This window comes from Sandaracinobacteroides hominis (assembly GCF_016464365.1).
GTDB classification, from domain to species: Bacteria; Pseudomonadota; Alphaproteobacteria; order Sphingomonadales; family Sphingomonadaceae; genus Sandaracinobacteroides; species Sandaracinobacteroides hominis.
Genome location: NZ_JADCUC010000002.1, coordinates 272320 through 291146 on the forward strand (window position 1 = coordinate 272320; position 18827 = coordinate 291146).

Below are 18827 nucleotides of genomic sequence, written 5' to 3' on the forward strand. Positions count from 1 at the left end.
GAATGAAGATGATGAACAGCTTGGCCCGCAGCCTTGCCGCTGCCGTGCTGGCGTTCGGGCTGGCGGCAACGCCGGCCGCGGCGCAGTTTTCCGATGGCTACAACTTCCTGAAGGCCGTGCGCGACAAGGATGTGACGAAGGCCAAGGGCTTTATCGACAAGCCGGGCAGCACGCTGATCAATACGCGCGATGGCGACAGCGGCGAGACGGCGCTGCTGATCGTCACCAAGCGCCGGGATGCGCCGTGGATGGCGTTCCTGCTGCAGAATGGCGCCGATACGGCGGCCAAGGACAAGGACGGCAACACGGCCCTTATCGTGGCGGCAAGCAGCGGCTTTCCGGACGGCGTGCGGGTGATGCTGTCGCGTCGGCCGCAGGTGGATGCCGCCAACAACCGGGGTGAAACGGCGCTGATCCGTGCCGTGCACGCCAAGGATGCCGCCTCTGTGCAGATGTTGCTGAATGCCGGCGCCGATCCCGACCGCACCGACAATCTGGCCGGCATGTCGGCGCGGGAATATGCGGCGCGCGACATCCGGGGCGGGCAGCTCGCCAAGATGATGGAAGATGCGCCCAGGAAGTCGGCGAAGCAGGTGGTCGGCCCGAGCCTATGATCGGAGCCTGCCGCTGATGCTGTCCCCCCGCCAGCTTGTCGCTTTGGACCAGCCGGGGGTTCGTGTTCAGACGCTGGTGCTGCTGCGGTGGACGGCGATTGCCGGCCAGTTGCTGGCCTTGCTGGTGGTGGGGCTGGGCTTTCATTTCCCTATTCCCTGGGCGCCGGCGCTGGCGGCGATTGCGGCGAGTGTTTCGCTGAACCTGGGGCTCAGCTGGCTGTATCGTCGCAACGATCGCATCGATGGGCGCGGCGCGCTGGTGCATCTGGGCTTTGACCTGGTGCAGCTGGCAATCCTGCTGTTCCTGACCGGTGGCCTTTCCAATCCCTTTGCGCTGCTGCTGCTGGTGCCGGTGACGATTTCCGCAACGCTGCTGTCGGCCCGCGAAACCGGGCTGCTGGTGGGGATTGCGCTGCTGCTGCTGGTGGGGCTGTGGCGCTGGCACCTGCCGCTGCCCTGGGTGGGCCAGCCGTTCCTGCTTCCCGGCATTTACCGGCTGGGCATATTGGCGGCGATTGGCCTTGGGATGATCTTCTGTGCCTTTTATGCCTGGCAGGTGTCGGAGGAGGGCCGGCGGCGGCAGGCGGCGCTGGTGGCGACGCAGGCTGCGCTGGATCGCGAGGCGCGGATGGGGGCGCTGGGCGCCCTTGCTGCCGCCGCCGCGCACGAGCTGGGCGGGCCGCTGGGCACGATCACGCTGATCGCGCGGGATCTGGAGGAGATGCTGGGCCACGACCCGGCGCTGGGGCAGGATGTGCAGCTGCTGGCGCAGGAGGCGGCGCGCTGCCGCGAGATATTGACGGGCATTTCCGAGCGGGCCGAGGCGGAGGACCCCTTCCCGGAACTGGCGCTGCCGGTGCTGCTGCGCGAGGTGATCGAGCCGTTCGAGCCGACGCGGGTGCGGGTGGAAATGCGCTTTCCGTGGGAAGCCGGCGCCGGGCCGGTGGTGCGCCGCTCGCCCGAGATGCTGCACGGGCTTGCCAACATCCTCGCCAACGCGCTGCGGCACGCGCGCAGCCGGGTGTGGGTGGAGGGTGGCGAGACGCCGGACGAGCTATGGCTGCGGATTTCCGACGACGGGCCTGGTTTCAGCGCCGACCTGCTGCCGCGGCTGGGGGCGCCGTTCCTGGGGCCGTCGGTTTCGCGATCGGGATCGACCGGTCTTGGCATCTTTATCGCCACAACCCTGCTGGAGCGGACGGGCGGCCGGCTGGCTTTTTCCAACATGCCGGACGGCGGGGCGCGGGTGGACATGCGCTGGTGGCGGGCCGATATCACCATGCACAGGCTGTCTATTGCAGAGGAATCAAGTGGATGGAGAGCATGACTGCCGAAACGAACGCCAGTGGCGAAGTGCCGAGCCATGGTTCGTTGCTGCTCGCGGACGACGACAACAGCTTTCGCCAGCGGCTGGCGGTGACGCTGGGGCGGCGCGGTTTCGAGGTGCGGGCTGCCGCCAGCCAGGCCGAGGCGCGCGAGCTGATGCGCAGCTTTGTGCCGGACTATGCGGTGCTGGACCTGCGGCTGGGCGACGGCAATGGGCTGGATCTGGTTTCCGAGCTCAGGGCGCTGCATCCGCATACCCGCGTGGTGATCCTGACCGGCTATGGCAATCTGGCGACCGCGGTTGCCGCGGTGAAGGAAGGCGCGACCGACTATCTGGCGAAGCCGGTGGACCCGGAGGACCTGATCACCGCGCTGCTGGCGCAGGCGGGGGAACGGCCGCTGCCGCCGGCCGAGCCCATGAGCGCCGACCGCGTGCGCTGGGAGCATATCCAGCGGGTGTACGAGCTGTGCGACCGCAATGTCAGCGAGACGGCTCGGCGGCTGAAGATGCACCGGCGGACGCTGCAGCGGATCCTGGCGAAGCGCTCTCCGCGCTAGGAACGGGCTGCCATTCTTGAACCGATTGCGTTCCGTTCCCGGTTCAGGCGGCGTCGGTGAAGCGCGGGGCACGCTTTTCGAGGTTTGCCATCACGGCCTCGATCTGATTGGGCGAGCCGATGAGGGCGGTCTGTTCGACGGATTCCGCCAGCAGGATTTCGTGCGCGGTGGCGGTGGCTGGAAGATTCAGCAGGCGCTTGGCGCCGCGGATGGCGTCGGGGCTCCTGCCGGCTACGGCGGCGGCATATTCCAGCGCTTCGCTGCGCGGGTCGGCGGTTACGCGGGTGGCGATGCCCAGCTGGATCGCCTCCTGGCCATCGAAGATGCGGCCGGAGAAGGTGAGATCGCGGAAGACATCGTCGCGGACCAGCGGGCGGAGCAGCAGCATGCCCGCCATGTCGGGGACGAGGCCCCACTTGATTTCCATGACGGACATCCGCGCGTCGGGCGCAACAAAGCGGAGGTCGGCGCCGAGCGCGATCTGGAAGCCGCCGCCGAAGGCAACGCCCTGAACGGCGGCGATCACCGGGACGGGGACCTCGCGCCAGACCATGCAGGCCTGCTGGGCGCGGTTGGCGCCACCCGGCGTGCGGGGGGTGTCGACCAGGCCGCCGCTGCTGCGCTTGCCGCCGGCCATGCCGGCGAAGTTCGAGGTGTCCAGCCCGGCGCAGAAGCCGCGGCCTTCCCCGGAGAGGACGACGGCGCGGACGGAGTTGTCGGTCTTCAGACGCTCCCCGGTTTCGATCAGGGCGGAGAACATCGCATCGTCGAGCGCGTTCATCTTGTCGGGGCGGTTCATGCGGACATCGGCGACGCCGCCCTCGATCGAGACTGTGATGCGGTCGGTCATGCGCTGCTCCGTCTGGCTGAACTGGCTTTCGGTTAGGCCGGAAACGACCGGCCAGCCATCGGTCAATTCAAGAGGAGGGCCAATTCAGGAGGAAGCGTCAAGCCCGGGGGATCGTTGCAGCTGCCCGCGCCTGCGCCACGAGCCCGTGCACCACGCATTCCGGATCATGGTCGTTCAGCAGGCCCATCGCCTGCATGAAGGCATAGGCGGTGGTCGGACCGAAGAATTTCCAGCCGCGTTTCTTCAGATCTTTCGAGAGGGCGATGGATTCGGGCGAGGTGGCGCGGAAGCCCGGTTCGGCCTTTGCCTCATACTGCCAGAAGTAGCGCGCCAGCGTGCCGAACTCGGCCTCCAGGTCGATCGCGCGCCGGGCGTTGTTGATCGTGGCCTCGATCTTGCCGCGATGGCGGACGATCCCCGCGTCTGCCAGCAGCCGCTCCACATCCGCTTCGTCGAAGCGGGCAACGGCGTGGTAATCAAAGCCGCTGAAGGCCTTTCGGAAATTCTCGCGCTTTTCGAGGATGGTGCGCCAGCTGAGTCCGGACTGGAAGCCTTCCAGACAGATTTTCTCGAACAGGCGCCGGTCGTCCAGCACCGGAAAGCCCCATTCCTTGTCGTGATAGGCGATATAGGCCGGCGTCGCCGCACTCCAGCTGCAGCGGAGCAGCCCGTCGGGCCCGGCCACGGTCGCCATTTCAGCCCTTGCCTCAGTAGCGCCGGAGCAGGCCTGCGAGCTTGCCCTGGATCTTCACGCGCGACGGCAGGTAGCGCTGGGTATCGTAGAGGCTGTTCGCCGGCTCCAGCAGCACCATCCCCTTTTCCCGGCGCAGCGTCTTCAGCGTCGCCTCTGCATTGTCGATGAGGGCGACCACGATTTCGCCGTCGCGGGCGTCGTCGGCCTTGCGGATGAGGGCGAAGTCGCCGTCGAAGATGCCGGCCTCGATCATGCTGTCGCCGGAAACCTGCAGCGCATAATGTTCGCCCGGCCCCAGCAGGGCGACCGGCACGGCCAGCTGCTCATGGTCCTCGATGGCCTCGATCGGCAGGCCGGCGGCAATCTTGCCGACCAGCGGCACGGCCAGGGCCGGCGCGTCTCCCGCAAAAAAGGAGCCCGCAGCCGTCCCCGGGGCAGACCCCTGAGATGCCGAGCGGCGGGCTCTGGCGGTCGCAATATCGGTGATGGCGTCGCGCTGCGAGGCGTCAGCACGGGAGACGGGTGCCGTATCCTCGGGCAGGCGCATGACTTCGAGCGCCCGGGCGCGGTTGGGCAGGCGGCGCAGGAACTGTCGTTCCTCCAGCGCGCCGATCAGCCGGTGCACGCCGGACTTGGAGCGAAGGTCCAGCGCTTCCTTCATTTCCTCGAACGAAGGCGAGACGCCGGATTCGGCCAGCCGCTTGTGGATGAACAGCAGCAGTTCATGTTGCTTCGCTGTCAACATTTCGGTGCAGTCAGCATGGCAGAACCCCGTCCATGTGGAACATGGGAGGAACATTAAGGGAACCAATGTAGATACGTCAAGCGGCTTTTCTGTGGAGTCAGAGGCTTAGCACCGGAACGGGTGCACCTGCCTCAGAGGCAGGGGCATGTTCGGGGCGGATCAGCAGCACATTGGCCTGTGCCAGCACCGAGAGAAGGGAACTGTCCTGCGCGCGGAAGGCCGTCACTTCGCCATCCCGCAGCAGGCCGCGCAGGAAATCCCGCCGCGCGCCATTGGCTGGCAGCGGGGCCGTGGTGCGGGCGGTGATCGGCACGTCCAGCGGTGACGGATCGCCGGAAAATCGCCGCAGCAGTGGCGCCAGAAACAGCCGGGCGCAGACGAAGGCGGATACGGGGTTGCCCGGCAGACCCACCACCAGCGCATCGCCCAGCCGCCCGGCCATCAGCGGCTTGCCCGGGCGGATGGCGATGCGCCAGAAATCGAGACTGGCGCCGGCTGCCTCCAGCGCCGGTTTCACCAGGTCGTGGTCGCCTACCGATGCGCCGCCGATGGTGACGATCAGGTCGTGCCCGCTTGCGGCGCTGATCGCTTCGGCGAGCGCTTCGCGGCGATCCGGCACCAGCCCTATGTCGGTCATGTCGGCGCCATGCGCCGCCAGCAATGCGGCGATCATCAGCCCGTTCGAGCCGATGATCTGGCCGGGGCCGGGGGTGGCCCCGGGGGCGACCAGTTCATCGCCGGTCGAGATCAGCGCCACGCGCGGCCGGCGGTGCACGGGCAGCCTGCCCCAGCCGGCCGCCGCGAGCAGCCCCAGCCGGGCGGGCGTCAGCCGCTCGCCGGCGCGAGACAGGGGTGCGCCCTCGGTGAAATCGATGCCGCGCCGCCGGATATGGGCGCCGATGCCCGGCGGGCCGTCGTCGGGAAAGCTGACGCTGTCGCCGTGGGTGACGGCGTCTTCCTGCACGGCAACGGTGTCGGCGCCGGCCGGAAGATGGGCGCCGGTGAAGATGCGCGCCGCCTCGCCCTTGCCCACCGGGCGCGCCAACGGGTGGCCGGCGGCGGATTCGCCGATGAGAGTGAGCGGGCCGGGCAGGTCGGCGAAGCGCAGGGCATAGCCGTCCATGGCACTGAGATCGGCGGCGGGCTGGGTGAGGCGGGCGGCGATGTCAGCGCGGAGGAAGCGCCCGAGCGCTGCTTCGACCAGGACCTCTTCCGCTCCCAGAGGCTCCGCCAGCGCCAGCAGCCGTTCCAGCGCCGCGTCGAACGGCAGCAGGTCAGCCGGCACGCCAGTCGCCGGACTTGCCGCCGCGCTTCTCCAGCAGGCGGATCCCCTCGATGTGCATCGCCCGGTCCATCGCCTTGGCCATGTCGTAGATGGTGAGGAGGGCCACGGAGACGGCGGTCAGCGCCTCCATTTCGACGCCGGTCTGGCCGGTGGTGCGGGCGGTCGCCGTGCAGGCGATGCCGTGGGCGCCGATTTCCAGCTCCACCGACACGGCGGACAGCGGCAGCGGATGGCAGAGCGGGATGAGGTCGGACGTGCGTTTGGCGGCCATGATCCCGGCGATGCGGGCAGTTGCCAGCACATCCCCCTTTTTCGCAGCGCCCGCAGCGATTGCCGCCAGCGCGTCTTCGCCGATCCGGATGTGTCCTTCGGCGACCGCGACGCGGCCGGTCACGGCCTTGTCGCCCACATCGACCATGCGGGCGGCGCCCTTTTCGTCGAGGTGGGTGAGGCCGCTCATGCCCCGGCCAGCAGGCGGCGCGTGGCCGCTTCCACATCCGCTTCGCGCATCAGCGATTCGCCGATCAGGAAGGTGGAGACCCCCGAGGCGCGCAGCCGCTTCAGGTCGGCAGCGCCGGAAAGGCCGGATTCGGCGATCACTAGCCGGTCTTCCGGCACGCAGGCCGACAGCCGCTCTGTGATGCCCAGATCGACCTGCATCGTCTTCAGGTTGCGGTTGTTGATGCCGATCAGCGGCGTCTTCAGCGCCAGCGCCCGGTCCAGCTCGGCGTCTTCATGCACTTCGGCCAGCACATCCAGGCCCAGCTCCATGGCGCCCGCCTCCAGCTCGGCAAGCTCTGTGTCGGAAAGGGCCGCCACGATCAGCAGGATGGCATCCGCGCCCAGCGCGCGCGATTCCGCCAGCTGATAGGCGTCGACAATGAAATCCTTGCGCAGCGCCGGCAGCGAGGGGGCGGCATGGCGGGCCTGCGCCAGATAGGCGTCCCTGCCCTGGAAATAGGGTTCGTCGGTGAGCACCGAGAGGCAGGTGGCGCCGCCCGATTCATAGGCGTGGGCGATGGCTGCGGGATCGAAGTTTGCCCGGATGAGGCCCTTCGACGGGCTCGCCTTCTTCACTTCGGCGATCAGCCCCGGCTGGCCTGCCTTGCGCGCGGCAAGGAGGGCCCTGGCGAAGCCGCGCGGGGGGCCCTTGGCGTTCAGGTCGAAGCTGTCCGTCGGCGCCACGCACCGCCGCCCGGCGACATGCGCGCGCTTTGCCTCGAGGATCGGTTGCAGCCTGTCGCCCATGTTCAAACCCTAGCGGAATGCGAGAAAGCGCGCGAGGCGATCGCCCGCCGCGCCGCTGGAGAGCGCTTCGCGCGCTTGCCGGTTGGCCGTCGGCCAGTCCCTTCCGGCCAATGTAAGCGCGCCTGCCGCATTTGCCACCACGATGTCGCGATAGGCGTCGCGGCCCTCGCCCCGGAACAGGGCGAGCAGTTCGGCGGCGTTCTCCTCTGGCGTGCCGCCGGCGATGGCCTGCAAGGGATAGCGGCCGAGGCCGTGGGCTTCGGGCAGAAACTCGCTGACGGCCGGGCCGGCGCCATCGTTGCGCACCAGCAGCGTCGGCGCGTGCAGGGCGATTTCATCGAGCCCGCCGCCGTGGACGGCAAGCACCGCCTCGCTGCCAAGCGCGATGGCTGCCTCGCTGACCGGCGCCGCCCAGCCGGGGGCGAAGACGCCGATCATCTGCCGCTTCACATGCGCCGGGTTGGCGAGCGGGCCGAGCAGGTTGAAGATGGTGCGGCGGCCCAGCGCGCGGCGGATCGGCGCCACCCGCGCCAGCGCGGGATGGTGGCGCGGCGCATGGAGGAAGGCGATTCCAAGCTCGTCGAGGCTCGCTTCCAGCCGGTCGAAGCCCAGCTCGCCCTGCCAGCCGAGCGCCGCCAGCACATCGGCCGCGCCCGAGCGCGAGGAAGCGGCGCGGTTGCCATGCTTGGCGACCGGGACGCCGGCGGCTGCAACCACAAAGGCGACGGCGGTGGAGATGTTGAGGCTGTGCGTGCCGTCTCCGCCGGTGCCGCAGACGTCGATGGCGCCTGCGGGCGCCGAAATCGCCAGCATCCGCTGCCGCATCGCCTGCGCCGCCGCCGAGATTTCGGCCGGGGTTTCGCCGCGTTCGTTCAGCGCCACCAGGAAGGCGGCGGTATCGGCGTCGTCCACCTGCCCGTCGAGAATCCGGTCGAAGGCGTCCGCCGCGTCTCCGAGATCGAGCGGGCGGGCGGTATCGGGCAGCAGGCTCACGCCGCCAGACCCTCCGGGCTGCGATGCCTGACGCCGGCGATATCGAGGAAGTTGGCGAGCAGCCGGTGGCCATGTTCGGTGGCGATGGACTCGGGGTGGAACTGCACCCCCATCAGCGGCAGATCGCGGTGCTGCAGGCCCATGATCAGGCCGTCCGTCTCGGCGGTGATGTCCAGCACCGGCGGCAGGCTGGCGCGGTCGACGATCAGGCTGTGATAGCGGGTGGCGGTGAAGGGCGAGGGCAGGCCGGCGAACACCGACGTGCCGGTGTGGGCGATCGGGCTGGTCTTGCCGTGCATCAGGCTGGGCGCCCGCACCACGCGGCCCTGAAACGCCTGCCCCAGCGCCTGATGGCCAAGGCAGACGCCGAACAGCGGCAGGCGGGTGTCGGCGGCGGCGGCGATGAGGTCGAGGCAGATGCCGGCCTCGTTGGGCGTGCAGGGGCCGGGCGAGAGCAGCACGGCTTCGGGCTTCAGGTCCAGCGCCTGCGAGACGGACAGGGCGTCGTTGCGGACGACCTCCACCTCCGGCCCCAGTTCCAGCAGATAGTGGACGAGGTTGAAGGTGAAGCTGTCGTAGTTGTCGACGACGAGGATCATGACGCGCCTGCTGTTTGGGCGCCCGCGAGCGCGGTCGCTGCCGCGATGCCGAGGAAGTCGGCTGCCTTCAGGCTGGCGCCGCCCACCAGCGCGCCGCCGACATGCGGCACCGCCAGCAGTTCCGCCGCGTTGGAGGGCTTGACCGAGCCGCCGTAGAGGATCTGCACGCCGCCCATGCGCGCGGCGATGGCCGCATGCACTTCGGCGACTTGCTCGACGGTGGGCGTGCGCCCGGTGCCGATCGCCCAGACCGGTTCATAGGCGATGACCAGCCTGTCGATTGCGGGCACCGAGCCCTCGAGCTGGCGGGCGATCACCTCCAGCGTCTGGCCGGCATCGCGCTGCTCCAGCGTCTCGCCGATGCAGAGGATGGCGGTGAGCCCGGCGCGGGCAACGGCCTCGGCCTTCCTGCGGACGATGGCGTCGGTTTCGCCATGGTCTGCCCGGCGTTCGCTGTGGCCGACGATGATGTGGGTGGCGCCGGCATCGGCCAGCATTTCGGCGGAGAGGTCGCCGGTGTGCGCGCCAGACACCTCCCAGTGGCAATCCTGCGCGCCGATGCCGACGGCGCTGCCTTTCGCCCGTTCGGCGAAGGCGGCAAGGAGGGTGGCCGGCGGGCAGACCAGCAGGCCGGCGGCCGGGCTTGTGGGCGCTGCGATCATCGCGTCCAGCTCGGCGATGGCCGAATTCAGCCCGTTCATCTTCCAGTTGCCGGCGATCAGCTGCACGTCTGTCACTTCCGTTTCTGCTCCCCCGTTCAGGGGCCGGTAAGCCGCCCCTCTAGACAGGACGGGCCGTGAACGGCAACCCGTAGGGGCAGATATGAGCTGGCTCCGTATCCCTCCCGCCGTCCTGGCGCTGCTGCTGCTGATCGCAGGGCAGATACTCGCGCCTGCTGCGCGTGCCCAATCGCTGCTGCGCGATGCCGAGACGGAGAAATTCTTTCGCGATATCGGCGATCCGCTGATGGCGGCGGCCGGGCTGGACCCGCGCGCCGTCACCATCAGCCTTGTCGGCTCGAGCGAGATCAACGCCTTCGCCACGTTGGGCCAGAACGTCTATGTCTATTCGGGGCTGATTGTCGCAGCCGACGACGTGCTGGAGGTGCAGGGCGTGCTGGCGCACGAGCTGGGCCATGTCGCCGGTGGCCATGCCGTGCGCTTCAACGAGGGCGCGGCCCCTGCCACCAACATTACCCTGCTGTCGCTGGTGGTGGGCGCGGCGCTGCTGGCGGCCGGCGCCGGCGACGCCGGCATGGCGGCGATGATGGCCGGCCAGCAGGCGGCGCAGGGCAAGTACCTTGCCTTCAGCCGCGAACAGGAAAGCCGCACCGACCAGGCCGGCGCCCGCTTTCTGGCGGCCACCAACACCGACGGCACCGGCATGGTCACCTTTTTCAAGGAGCTGCAGGGGCAGGAGTATCGCCTCGCGATTCCGCAGGACAACAGCTATAACCGCACCCACCCGCTGTCGGGCGAGCGCATCGCCGCGCTGCAGAATGTGCTGGAGAAATCCCCGGCCTGGGGCAAGGGTGCCGATCCCGGGCTGCAGGCACGCTACCAGCGGCTGCGCGCCAAGCTGATCGGCTATGTGTCGGAGCCGGCCGACACGCTGAAGGCCTATCCGATGTCCAACCAGTCGCAGCCGGCGCATGTCGCCCGGGCCTATGCCTTTCACAAGCAGGCGCTGCCCGACAAGGCGATTGCCGAGCTGGACGCCGCGCTGAAGGTGCAGCCGCACGACCCCTATCTGCTGGAAATGCGGGGGCAGGTGCTGCTGGAATCGGGGCGTGTGGACGAGGCGCTGCCCTCTCTGCGGGAAGCCGTGGCGAAATCCAACGGCGAGCCGCTGATTGCCGGGATGCTGGGCCATGCGCTGGTGCAGTCGGCCGAGGCGAGCGGCGACAAGGCGAGATTTGACGAGGCGGAGAAGGTGCTGCGCGCGGCGCTGGCCCGCGATGACGAGAACCCCTTTGCCTGGCTGCAGCTGGAAACCATCTATGAGCGGCGCGGCGACACCCCGCGGCTGGCGCTGGCGACGGCGGAGCGGCTGACCCTGACCGATGGTGACCCGCGCGCGGCGCTGAACGCAGCGACCATTGCGGCCGAGGGGCTTCCGCAAGGCACCACCGACTGGGTAAGGGCGCAGGACATCGTGCAGCTGAGCCGCAACCGCGCAGAGGATATGAAGAAGGATGGACGACGTGGAAGGCCCGGCTGAAACGCCGCAGGAACAGAAGCCGGGGTTTGCGGATCGGCTGCGCCAGGCGCTGGGCGGAAGCTCGGCGCATTGGGGCTGGTGGGCGGCCGGGCTGGCCGTCGGCGTGCTGGGCGCCATGCTTGCCATGCGGTTCGTGACGCCTGCCGAAGCGACGCTGCCCACGGGCGAACGGGCGGCGATGGAAAAGCTGGTGAAGGACACCATCCTCGACAACCCCGAGATCATCCCGCAGGCGATCGACCGGCTGCAGACGCGCGAAGTGGAAAAGCTGCTCGCTTCCAACCGGGAGGCCATCGAGACGCCCTTTGCCGGCGCCTGGGCCGGAAACCCGGACGGCGACGTGGTGCTGGTGGAATTCTTCGACTTCAACTGCCCCTATTGCCGCCAGTCTTCGGGCGATGTGGAGCGGTTGCTCAAGGAAGATCCGAACCTGAAGCTCGTCTTCCGCGACATGCCGGTGCTGGGGCCGGACAGCGAGCGATTCGCGCTGGCCGCCCTCTCCGCCGCGCAGCAGGGGCGCTATGCTGCCTTCTATCGCAACGTCTTTGCCGGGCAGGGGGCGTTGTCGCAGGAGCGGCTGATCCGCAACACCCGCGCCGCCGGGCTGGATGAAGCGAAGGTGGCAGCCGCCCTGTCCTCCAAGGAACTGCAGGCCGAGGTGGAGAAGAATGTCTCGCTCGGGCGGGCGCTGGGGCTGACCGGCACGCCCAGCTATGTGGTTGGCAACAAGATCCTTTCCGGCGCGGTCGGCTATGAAGCGCTGAAGGAAGCGGTGGAGGCCGCGCGCAAGAAAAGCTGAGGCTGTCCTACAGCGGTTCGATTTGTTACCAGATTGGTTGTTTTCCAGGAGAGGAGCAGCCAATGAAGATGATTTTTATCCCGATGTTCGCAGCGCTTGCCGGGTGCGTGACGGTTCCCGTGGCGCCTGCAGCGCCGTCCGAATCGGTTCGGCTGGCGGTTTCCAAGACCGCGCTGGAGCTGCGCGGGCTGGTGCAGGCATTGGCCGATCCGGTGGCGGTGCCGGGGTTCGAGGCGGCTTCGGCTGTGTTGACGGAAGCGCGACTCGCGGTGGCGCAGGAGGCTGTGGGGGCCGGGTTGGCGCAGCAGGCGGAGCTTGCAGCGCTGGGGGTGACGCTGAAGATCTGCGCGGATGGGGTGGAGCGGCTGGAAGCGGAGCGGCTTTCGCGGGGGGAGTTTGTGGTGACGTGCCTGGGGCCGCTTGGGTGGTTCGAGGTTCGGGGGTGAGGCCGGGCGTTGGGGCTGGCGTTGGGGCCGGCCGGCGGCTGAGCCGCCGAGTCCGGCTCGAGATAAGGAAGAGGAAGATAGAGGAAGTGCCCGGCTAAGCCGGGCCGTCGGACATGCAAAAAAGGCGGGATTTCCCCGCCTTTTTTTCGTGCCGTCCGGGCGTTGCCGCGAGTCCGCGCGTTAGCGCTGCGCGCTAATCGTGGCCGCCTTCACTCGTAATCCGGGCCCAGATTCTGGTTCCGCGGCGGCGCAGCCGCCGTCAGCCGCAGCGCTTCCGCCGAAGCGGCCAGCGAGCCGGTTTCGTCGGCTACATCGTCGTCGTCCATCTGCACCTTCTGCAGGCCCAGAACGATATTCTCTTCGAGCGCGGAAGGAAGCACGGTGGCGTCGGCGATTTCGCGCAGTGCCACGACCGGGTTCTTGTCGCGGTCGCGATCGATCGTCAGCTCGGCGCCGCCGGAGATCTGGCGGGCGCGCTGGCCGGCCATCAGCACCAGCTCGAAGCGGTTGGGAACCTTCTCGATGCAGTCTTCAACGGTAACGCGTGCCATCAAGGCCTCTTCGTATCTGGAATTCGGGCAGGGCGGGGCAACTAGCCGGTGGAGCGCCTGCGGTCAAGGAAATGAGTCTGCCGCCGCCTTGACCTTTGCCCCCTCTGCGGCTAACGGCCCGCCTTCGCATTCGACCCCGCACGTCTGGTGAAGCGGTGGTCCACCCATTTCCGGGTGCGCGAGTCCAGACACGCTTGCCGCTTCGGGGGCAGGCCGGCCCCCGTGCAATTCCGCGCGTGGCCAGCGAAGGATGATATCATGTCGAAGCGCACAAGCGCCAAGTACAAGCTCGACCGCCGCATGGGCGAGAATGTCTGGGGCCGTCCGAAGTCCCCGATCAACCGCCGCGAATATGGCCCCGGCCAGCACGGCCAGCGCCGCAAGTCCAAGATGTCGGATTTCGGCATCCAGCTGCGCGCCAAGCAGAAGCTGAAGGGCTATTACGGCGACGTCACCGAAAAGCAGTTCAAGAAGGTCTATGCCGAAGCCGTCCGCGTGAAGGGCGACACCTCGCAGAACCTGATCGGCCTGCTGGAGCGCCGCCTGGGCATCGTGATCTATCGCGCCAAGTTCGCCCCGACCGTCTTCGCCGCCCGCCAGCTGGTGAACCACGGCCATGTGCTGGTGAACGGCCGCAAGTGCAACATCGCCTCGGCGATGGTGAAGCCCGGCGACGTGATCACGCTGTCGGAAAAGGGCAAGCAGATGGCGCTGGTGCTGGAAGCGGCGCAGTCGTCCGAGCGCGACGTGCCGGAATATGTGACCGTCGACGGTCTTTCGGCCACCTACGTCCGCGTGCCCACGCTGGATGAAGTGCCCTATCCGGTGAAGATGGAGCCGAACCTGGTCGTGGAATTCTATTCGCGCTGATCCGGCTGTCTGTTCGACACGAAAAAGGGCGGTGCCGGAAGGCGCCGCCCTTTTTCGTGGATGTGGTAGCGCTTGCGATACATGTATCGCAGGACTATATGCGTCTCATGCCGATCTCGCTCCGCCTGCCCGATGATGTCGAAGAGCGCCTGTCGGCGCTGGCGGCGCTCACTGGCCGCTCAAAGACCTTCTATGCAACCGAGGCCATCGTCGAGCATATCGACGATCTGGAGGATGCGCATCTGTCGGCCGAAATACTGGCCCGCATCCGTGCCGGCACCGAAAGCACCGTTCCGCTGACCGATCTGCTGGCGGAATATGGCCTGGCGGATTGAGTTCGCCGACAGCGCCGCAAAGCAGCTCCGCAAGCTCGACCGCCAGGTCGCCACGCGAATCCTGACCTTTCTGAACGAGCGCGTTGCCCGGCTGGAGGATCCGCGCAGCATTGGCGAGGCGTTGCGCGGCAGGGAGCTTGGCGATTTCTGGAAATACCGCGTCGGCGACTGGCGGATCATCGCCGATATCGAGGACGGGGTAATGCGGATCACCGGGGTTCGGCTGGGCAACCGGCGGGAGGTTTATCGGCGGTGAAGGTGATATCGTGACCGCTGCATCAGGAGCAGGAATAGGCGCTGCAGGCATTGGAATCTTCGGCCTGCCCGGATCGCGCCGATGAAGCTCCAAACTTCGAGGGGGCAGGGAAATCATTTCCCTGCCCGCCGGAGGCAAAAATAAACTTTCTTCTTTTCTCGCCACCCACTTCCCACATAATCCCCCGCTATGCTGCGCCAGTACGAACTTGTGGAACGGGTGAAGAGCTATGACCCGGATGCGGATGAGGATCTGCTGAACCGGGCCTATGTGTTTTCGATGAAGGCGCACGGCTCGCAGCTGCGTGCCAGTGGCGACCCCTATTTCTCGCACCCGATCGAGGTGGCCGGCATCCTGACCGACCTGCATCTGGACGACGAGACCATCGTGACCGGCATCCTGCACGACACCATCGAGGATACGGTGGCGACGCCGGAGGATATCCAGCGGCTGTTCGGCGACAATGTCGCGCGGCTGGTGGACGGCGTCACCAAGCTTAGCCGAATCGAGGCGCAGTCCGATACCGAGCGCGCCGCGGAAAATCTCCGCCGCTTCCTGCTGGCGATGTCGGACGACATCCGTGTGCTGCTGGTGAAGCTGGCCGACCGCCTGCACAACATGCGGACGATCAAATATCTGAAGAACCCGGAAAAACGCCGCCGCATCGCGCGGGAGACGATGGATATCTATGCGCCGCTCGCCGAACGCATCGGCATGTACGGCTTCATGGACGAGCTGAAGGAGCTGAGCTTCGCCGAGCTGGAGCCGGAGGCCTATCAGTCGATCACCAAGCGGCTGGAGACGCTGCGCGCCGGCGGCGGCGACACGGTGAAGCGGATCGAGAGCGGCATCCGCCACACGCTGGAATCGGCCGGCGTGATGGTCGACGATGTGCGCGGCCGCGAGAAGAAGCCCTGGTCGATCTTCCGCAAGATGCAGGAGCGGCATGTCTCGTTCGAGCAGCTTTCGGATGTGGTGGCGTTCCGCGTGATCACCCGTTCGCCGGAGGATTGCTATCGCGCGCTCGGCGCCCTGCACCGGCGCTGGCCGATGGTTCCGGGGCGGTTCAAGGATTATATCTCGACGCCCAAGCGCAACGGCTATCGCTCGCTGCACACGACTTTGGTCGATCGTGCCCGGATGCGGATCGAAGTGCAGATCCGCGACGCCGACATGCATGTGGAGGCCGAGTTCGGCATGGCCGCGCACTGGGCCTACAAGCAGAAGACCGGCGCCGGCACGGCGAATTATCCCTGGCTCACCGACCTGCTGGAAATCCTCGACCATGCGCAAAGCCCCGAGGAGGTGCTGGAGCATACCCGCATCGCCATGTTCCAGGATCAGCTTTTCTGCTTCACGCCGAAGGGCGAACTGATCCAGCTGCCGCGCGGCTCGACCCCTGTCGACTTCGCCTATGCCGTGCATACGACACTGGGCGACACCTGTGTGGGGGCGCGGGTGAACGGCAAGGTGGTGCCGCTGCGCACGCGGCTGCAGAATGGCGATCAGGTGGAGATCCTGCGGTCTTCGGCGCAGACGCCGGACCCGGCGTGGGACCAGTTCGTGATCACCGCCAAGGCGCGGTCTGCCGTGCGCCGGCACCAGCGCCAGCGCGAGCGCGGCGCGCAGCTGAAGACGGGCGAGGCGCTGTTCCACGATGCGGTGAAGCGGCTGAAGGTGGATATCGGAGCCGAGGCCATTTCTGCCGCCTTGAAGCGGCTGAAGCTGCCGGACCAGTCGGCGTTGTTCCTGGCGCTGGCCCGCCAGTCGGTTACCGACTCCCAGCTGCTGGAAGCGCTGGTTCCGGGCTCTGCGGCGAAGCGCAAGGCCCGCCGCAAGAGCCCGCCGAAGTCGGCCGAGGGTGCCATATTGGTGGACGGCGAATCGCACGCGGGCGGCATGGAAATGGCGCAGTGCTGCATGCCGATCCCCGGCGACCGCATCGTCGGCCTAAGCGTTCCGGGCAAGGGTATTGCCGTCCACACCATCGATTGCCCGCGTCTGGCTGCCGCCGAGGATGCCGACTGGGTCGATCTGCGCTGGGCGCCGGATGTCTCTTCTGGCACGGCGCGCATCGCCGTGGTGGTGATGAACGAGCCGGGGGCGTTGGCGCAGGTGACGTCGATCCTGGCGCAGCAGGGCGCCAACATCGTCAACCTGCAGCTGAAGGACCGCGACCGCAGCCACCACCGCTTCATCATGGATGTCGAGGTGGACGATCTGAAGCACCTGTCAGAGCTGCTGCAGGGCCTGCGCGCGCCCACTCTGGTCGTCTCGGCGGAGCGCATGCTCGGCTGAGCCGGCCTGTATGCATGTTAGCGGTAATTTCCGCTTGCCATCCTGCCGCGGTTCCCCTCTTTTGGCCACTCCGCTGACCGACCGCTTCACCGCATGGGGAGTTTATGCGCCTGATCCTGGCCGCTGCGCTTTTGTCTGCGCCGCTCCTTTCCGCCTCTTCTGCCGAGGCCGCGCCTCGCCCCGCCAGGGCTGCCGTGCGGCCTTCGGCCATCCCGCCGGCGGTTCCCTCCACTGCGCCGCCCTTGCCCGGCCCGGTCCGCGAGATGGTGGAGGCGGCCGCCTATACCGGCAACAAGACGAACATCGACGTGGTGGTGGCGATCGCCAAGCAGACGAACAGGGGATCCGAAGCCGAGATCGACCGCATCGTCGAAGAGATTTCGGAGACGCGGCAGGCCGAGCTGAAGGAGCTGCAGACGGTGGCGGCAACTGCGGTGGCGCAGGTGGAGCTGCCTTCGGCCAGCTATTTCGTGGGCTGGAAGGGCCGGGCGCAGGGCGGCGCCGCCATGTCCACCGGCAACAGCGATATCCGCAGCGTGACGGTTGGGTTGAACCTGACGCGCGACGGGATCGACTGGCGGCACCGCGCCGACGCCGTGCTGGACATCGTGGAGAATCGCACCGGAAGCGACCAGCAGCGCATCCTGACCGGCTATCAGATGGACTATAAATTCTCCGAACGCGCCTATAGCTGGGGCCGCCTGGAGTATGAACGCAACCAGCAGGCGGGCATCCGGCGTCGCTTTGCGGAATCGGCCGGTTTCGGCTGGCGTGCGCTTACCGATGGCCCGCTGCGCTGGGATATCGAAGCCGGGCCGGCAATTCGCCAGACGCTGTTCGACGACTATTCGGAGAACAGCGTCGCCGGCCGGGGGGCTTCGCGCTTTGCCTGGAAGCTCTCCGACATCACCAGCTTCACCAGCGACACGGCGGTCTTCTTCGACAGTTCGGCGACGATCAACACCACCGCTGCCCTCACCTCGAAGATGTTCGGCTCGGTCGGCACCCGGCTCAGCTATAACCTGGCATGGGAACAGGACCCGCCGACCGGGCTGAAGAGCCTGGACACCACGACACGCGTCACGCTCGTCTATGACTTCTGACAGGTAACGGCACGGTGCTGGCCATCAGTTTCACTTGCCAATTTGTCCGGAATTGCACTTTCTGAATCCGCGACAGGGGCCAGAGCTAACTGGTTCCGCACGCGAAGACGGTTCCAACAGGGGGATTTGATGCGCCTGATACTTGCTGCCGCCCTGCTGCTGGCGATGCCCGCTGCAGCCCAATCCACGCTTTCGCCCGCCGTTCGCCAGATGGTGGAGGCTGCCGCCAGTTCCGGCGACAAGGCGAAGATCGACGCCGTGGTTGCCGTCGCCAAGGAAACCAACAAGGGTTCCGAGGCGGAAATCGACAAGATCGTCGCCGATATCAGCGCCGCCAAGGCGGCCGAGCGCGAGCAGCAGCTGGCGAGCGCCGGCTTCTTCGACAACTGGAGCGGCTCCGGCCAGCTGGGCGCCTCCTTCTCCACCGGCAACTCGGAAACCAAGAGCCTGACCGTGGGCCTGAACCTGGAGCGGGACGGGCTGAAGTGGCGGCACCGCGCCGACGCCCTTGTCGACATCCAGGACAATGACGGCGGCACCGACCAGCAGCGGATCCTCGCCGGCTACCAGATCGACTATAAATTCTCCGAGCGGCTCTACGCCTGGGGCCGCTTCGAATATGAGCGCAACCGCGAGGCCGGCATCGACCGCCGCTTTGCCGAATCGGCCGGTCTGGGCTGGCGCGCTGTCGATGGCGAGCGGGTGAAGTGGGATCTGGAAGCCGGTCCGGCGCTCAGGCAGACGAAATTCGTCACCTATGACGAGAATGAGTTTGCCGGCCGGGGTGCCTCGCGCTTCCTCTGGACGCTGTCGGAGAACACGGTGTTCACCAACGACACCGCGATCTTCTTCTCGGGCTCTTCGTCGATCAACAACACGGCGGCGCTGACGGCAAAGCTGCTCGGGGCGCTGAGCGCGCGGCTGAGCTTCAACGTGGCGTGGGAGGAGGAGCCTCCGCTGGGGCTGAAGAGCACCGACACCACTTCCCGGGTCACGCTGGTCTACGACTTCTGATGACAGCGGCTGTGTGCCGGGCC

22 protein-coding genes are annotated in these 18827 nt (G+C 67.4%); 12 read left to right on the top strand and 10 right to left on the bottom strand.

Annotated elements, in window-relative coordinates:
• Positions 1–8 precede the first annotated feature (8 nt).
• From IM784_RS05875 to IM784_RS05885, 3 genes are read left to right on the top strand one after another with little or no spacing between them, the layout of a single operon-like run.
• Entirely contained in the window at positions 9–614 is a 606-nt protein-coding gene (locus IM784_RS05875) for an ankyrin repeat domain-containing protein (RefSeq protein WP_199554364.1), read from the top strand.
• A gap of 16 nt (positions 615–630) precedes the next feature.
• A complete protein-coding gene (locus IM784_RS05880; protein ID WP_199554365.1) occupies positions 631–1941 on the top strand; it encodes an ActS/PrrB/RegB family redox-sensitive histidine kinase in 1311 nt (436 codons plus the stop codon).
• On the top strand, positions 1938–2498 hold the full coding sequence (locus tag IM784_RS05885) for an ActR/PrrA/RegA family redox response regulator transcription factor (protein WP_328799463.1): 561 nt from the start codon (positions 1938–1940) through the stop codon (positions 2496–2498). The genes IM784_RS05880 and IM784_RS05885 overlap by 4 nt, the downstream gene beginning before the upstream one ends.
• A 43-nt stretch (positions 2499–2541) precedes the next feature.
• Here the strand turns inward: IM784_RS05885 and IM784_RS05890 are convergent, their stop codons facing one another.
• The 9 genes from IM784_RS05890 to tpiA form a co-directional block, all read right to left on the bottom strand.
• Entirely contained in the window at positions 2542–3414 is an 873-nt protein-coding gene (locus tag IM784_RS05890) for a crotonase/enoyl-CoA hydratase family protein (RefSeq protein ID WP_328799464.1), read from the bottom strand.
• Positions 3415–3445: 31 nt separating this feature from the next.
• Positions 3446–4042, bottom strand: coding sequence for a DNA-3-methyladenine glycosylase I (locus IM784_RS05895; RefSeq protein ID WP_199554367.1), 597 nt, complete (start codon positions 4040–4042; stop codon positions 3446–3448).
• A gap of 13 nt (positions 4043–4055) precedes the next feature.
• The gene (lexA, locus tag IM784_RS05900) at positions 4056–4787 is read right to left on the bottom strand and encodes a transcriptional repressor LexA (protein ID WP_199554368.1); all 732 of its coding nucleotides are present in this window, start codon (positions 4785–4787) and stop codon (positions 4056–4058) included.
• 97 nt (positions 4788–4884) lie between these two features.
• A complete protein-coding gene (locus IM784_RS05905) occupies positions 4885–6072 on the bottom strand; it encodes a molybdopterin molybdotransferase MoeA (protein ID WP_199554369.1) in 1188 nt (395 codons plus the stop codon).
• Positions 6062–6532, bottom strand: a complete 471-nt coding sequence (moaC, locus tag IM784_RS05910; protein ID WP_199554370.1) for a cyclic pyranopterin monophosphate synthase MoaC — start codon at positions 6530–6532, stop codon at positions 6062–6064. Before moaC ends, IM784_RS05905 begins: the two co-directional genes overlap by 11 nt.
• Positions 6529–7320 (bottom strand): indole-3-glycerol phosphate synthase TrpC, encoded by a 792-nt coding sequence (gene trpC / locus IM784_RS05915; RefSeq protein ID WP_199554371.1) that lies wholly within the window; start codon positions 7318–7320, stop codon positions 6529–6531. Before trpC ends, moaC begins: the two co-directional genes overlap by 4 nt.
• A gap of 9 nt (positions 7321–7329) precedes the next feature.
• Complete coding sequence (gene trpD / locus IM784_RS05920; protein ID WP_199554372.1) at positions 7330–8313, bottom strand: anthranilate phosphoribosyltransferase; 984 nt, start codon at positions 8311–8313, stop codon at positions 7330–7332.
• A complete protein-coding gene (locus tag IM784_RS05925) occupies positions 8310–8912 on the bottom strand; it encodes an anthranilate synthase component II (protein WP_199554373.1) in 603 nt (200 codons plus the stop codon). The genes trpD and IM784_RS05925 overlap by 4 nt, the downstream gene beginning before the upstream one ends.
• The gene (gene tpiA / locus IM784_RS05930; protein ID WP_199554374.1) at positions 8909–9649 is read right to left on the bottom strand and encodes a triose-phosphate isomerase; all 741 of its coding nucleotides are present in this window, start codon (positions 9647–9649) and stop codon (positions 8909–8911) included. Before tpiA ends, IM784_RS05925 begins: the two co-directional genes overlap by 4 nt.
• Positions 9650–9734: 85 nt before the next feature.
• Between tpiA and IM784_RS05935 the strand changes: the two genes are divergently transcribed.
• From IM784_RS05935 to IM784_RS05945, 3 genes are all read left to right on the top strand, one after another.
• A complete protein-coding gene (locus IM784_RS05935; protein ID WP_199554375.1) occupies positions 9735–11132 on the top strand; it encodes a M48 family metalloprotease in 1398 nt (465 codons plus the stop codon).
• Positions 11107–11931 (top strand): DsbA family protein, encoded by an 825-nt coding sequence (locus IM784_RS05940; RefSeq protein ID WP_199554376.1) that lies wholly within the window; start codon positions 11107–11109, stop codon positions 11929–11931. Before IM784_RS05935 ends, IM784_RS05940 begins: the two co-directional genes overlap by 26 nt.
• A gap of 62 nt (positions 11932–11993) precedes the next feature.
• On the top strand, positions 11994–12377 hold the full coding sequence (locus IM784_RS05945; RefSeq protein WP_199554377.1) for a hypothetical protein: 384 nt from the start codon (positions 11994–11996) through the stop codon (positions 12375–12377).
• A gap of 209 nt (positions 12378–12586) precedes the next feature.
• Here the strand turns inward: IM784_RS05945 and rpoZ are convergent, their stop codons facing one another.
• The gene (gene rpoZ / locus IM784_RS05950; protein ID WP_199554378.1) at positions 12587–12928 is read right to left on the bottom strand and encodes a DNA-directed RNA polymerase subunit omega; all 342 of its coding nucleotides are present in this window, start codon (positions 12926–12928) and stop codon (positions 12587–12589) included.
• Positions 12929–13186: 258 nt separating this feature from the next.
• Here rpoZ and rpsD point away from each other — a divergent pair, with 258 nt between their 5' ends.
• The 6 genes from rpsD to IM784_RS05980 all read left to right on the top strand — a co-directional run bounded on the left by rpsD (position 13187) and on the right by IM784_RS05980 (position 18804).
• Positions 13187–13798 (top strand): 30S ribosomal protein S4, encoded by a 612-nt coding sequence (rpsD, locus tag IM784_RS05955; protein WP_199554379.1) that lies wholly within the window; start codon positions 13187–13189, stop codon positions 13796–13798.
• Between the two features lie 107 nt (positions 13799–13905).
• Positions 13906–14133, top strand: coding sequence for a type II toxin-antitoxin system RelB family antitoxin (gene relB / locus IM784_RS05960; protein ID WP_199554380.1), 228 nt, complete (start codon positions 13906–13908; stop codon positions 14131–14133).
• Positions 14117–14389, top strand: coding sequence for a type II toxin-antitoxin system RelE family toxin (locus IM784_RS05965; protein ID WP_199554381.1), 273 nt, complete (start codon positions 14117–14119; stop codon positions 14387–14389). The genes relB and IM784_RS05965 overlap by 17 nt, the downstream gene beginning before the upstream one ends.
• A 189-nt stretch (positions 14390–14578) precedes the next feature.
• Positions 14579–16687, top strand: coding sequence for a RelA/SpoT family protein (locus IM784_RS05970; RefSeq protein ID WP_199554382.1), 2109 nt, complete (start codon positions 14579–14581; stop codon positions 16685–16687).
• A gap of 104 nt (positions 16688–16791) precedes the next feature.
• Entirely contained in the window at positions 16792–17790 is a 999-nt protein-coding gene (locus IM784_RS05975) for a DUF481 domain-containing protein (protein WP_199554383.1), read from the top strand.
• A gap of 129 nt (positions 17791–17919) precedes the next feature.
• Complete coding sequence (locus IM784_RS05980) at positions 17920–18804, top strand: DUF481 domain-containing protein (protein WP_199554384.1); 885 nt, start codon at positions 17920–17922, stop codon at positions 18802–18804.
• Positions 18805–18827: the final 23 nt, after the last annotated feature.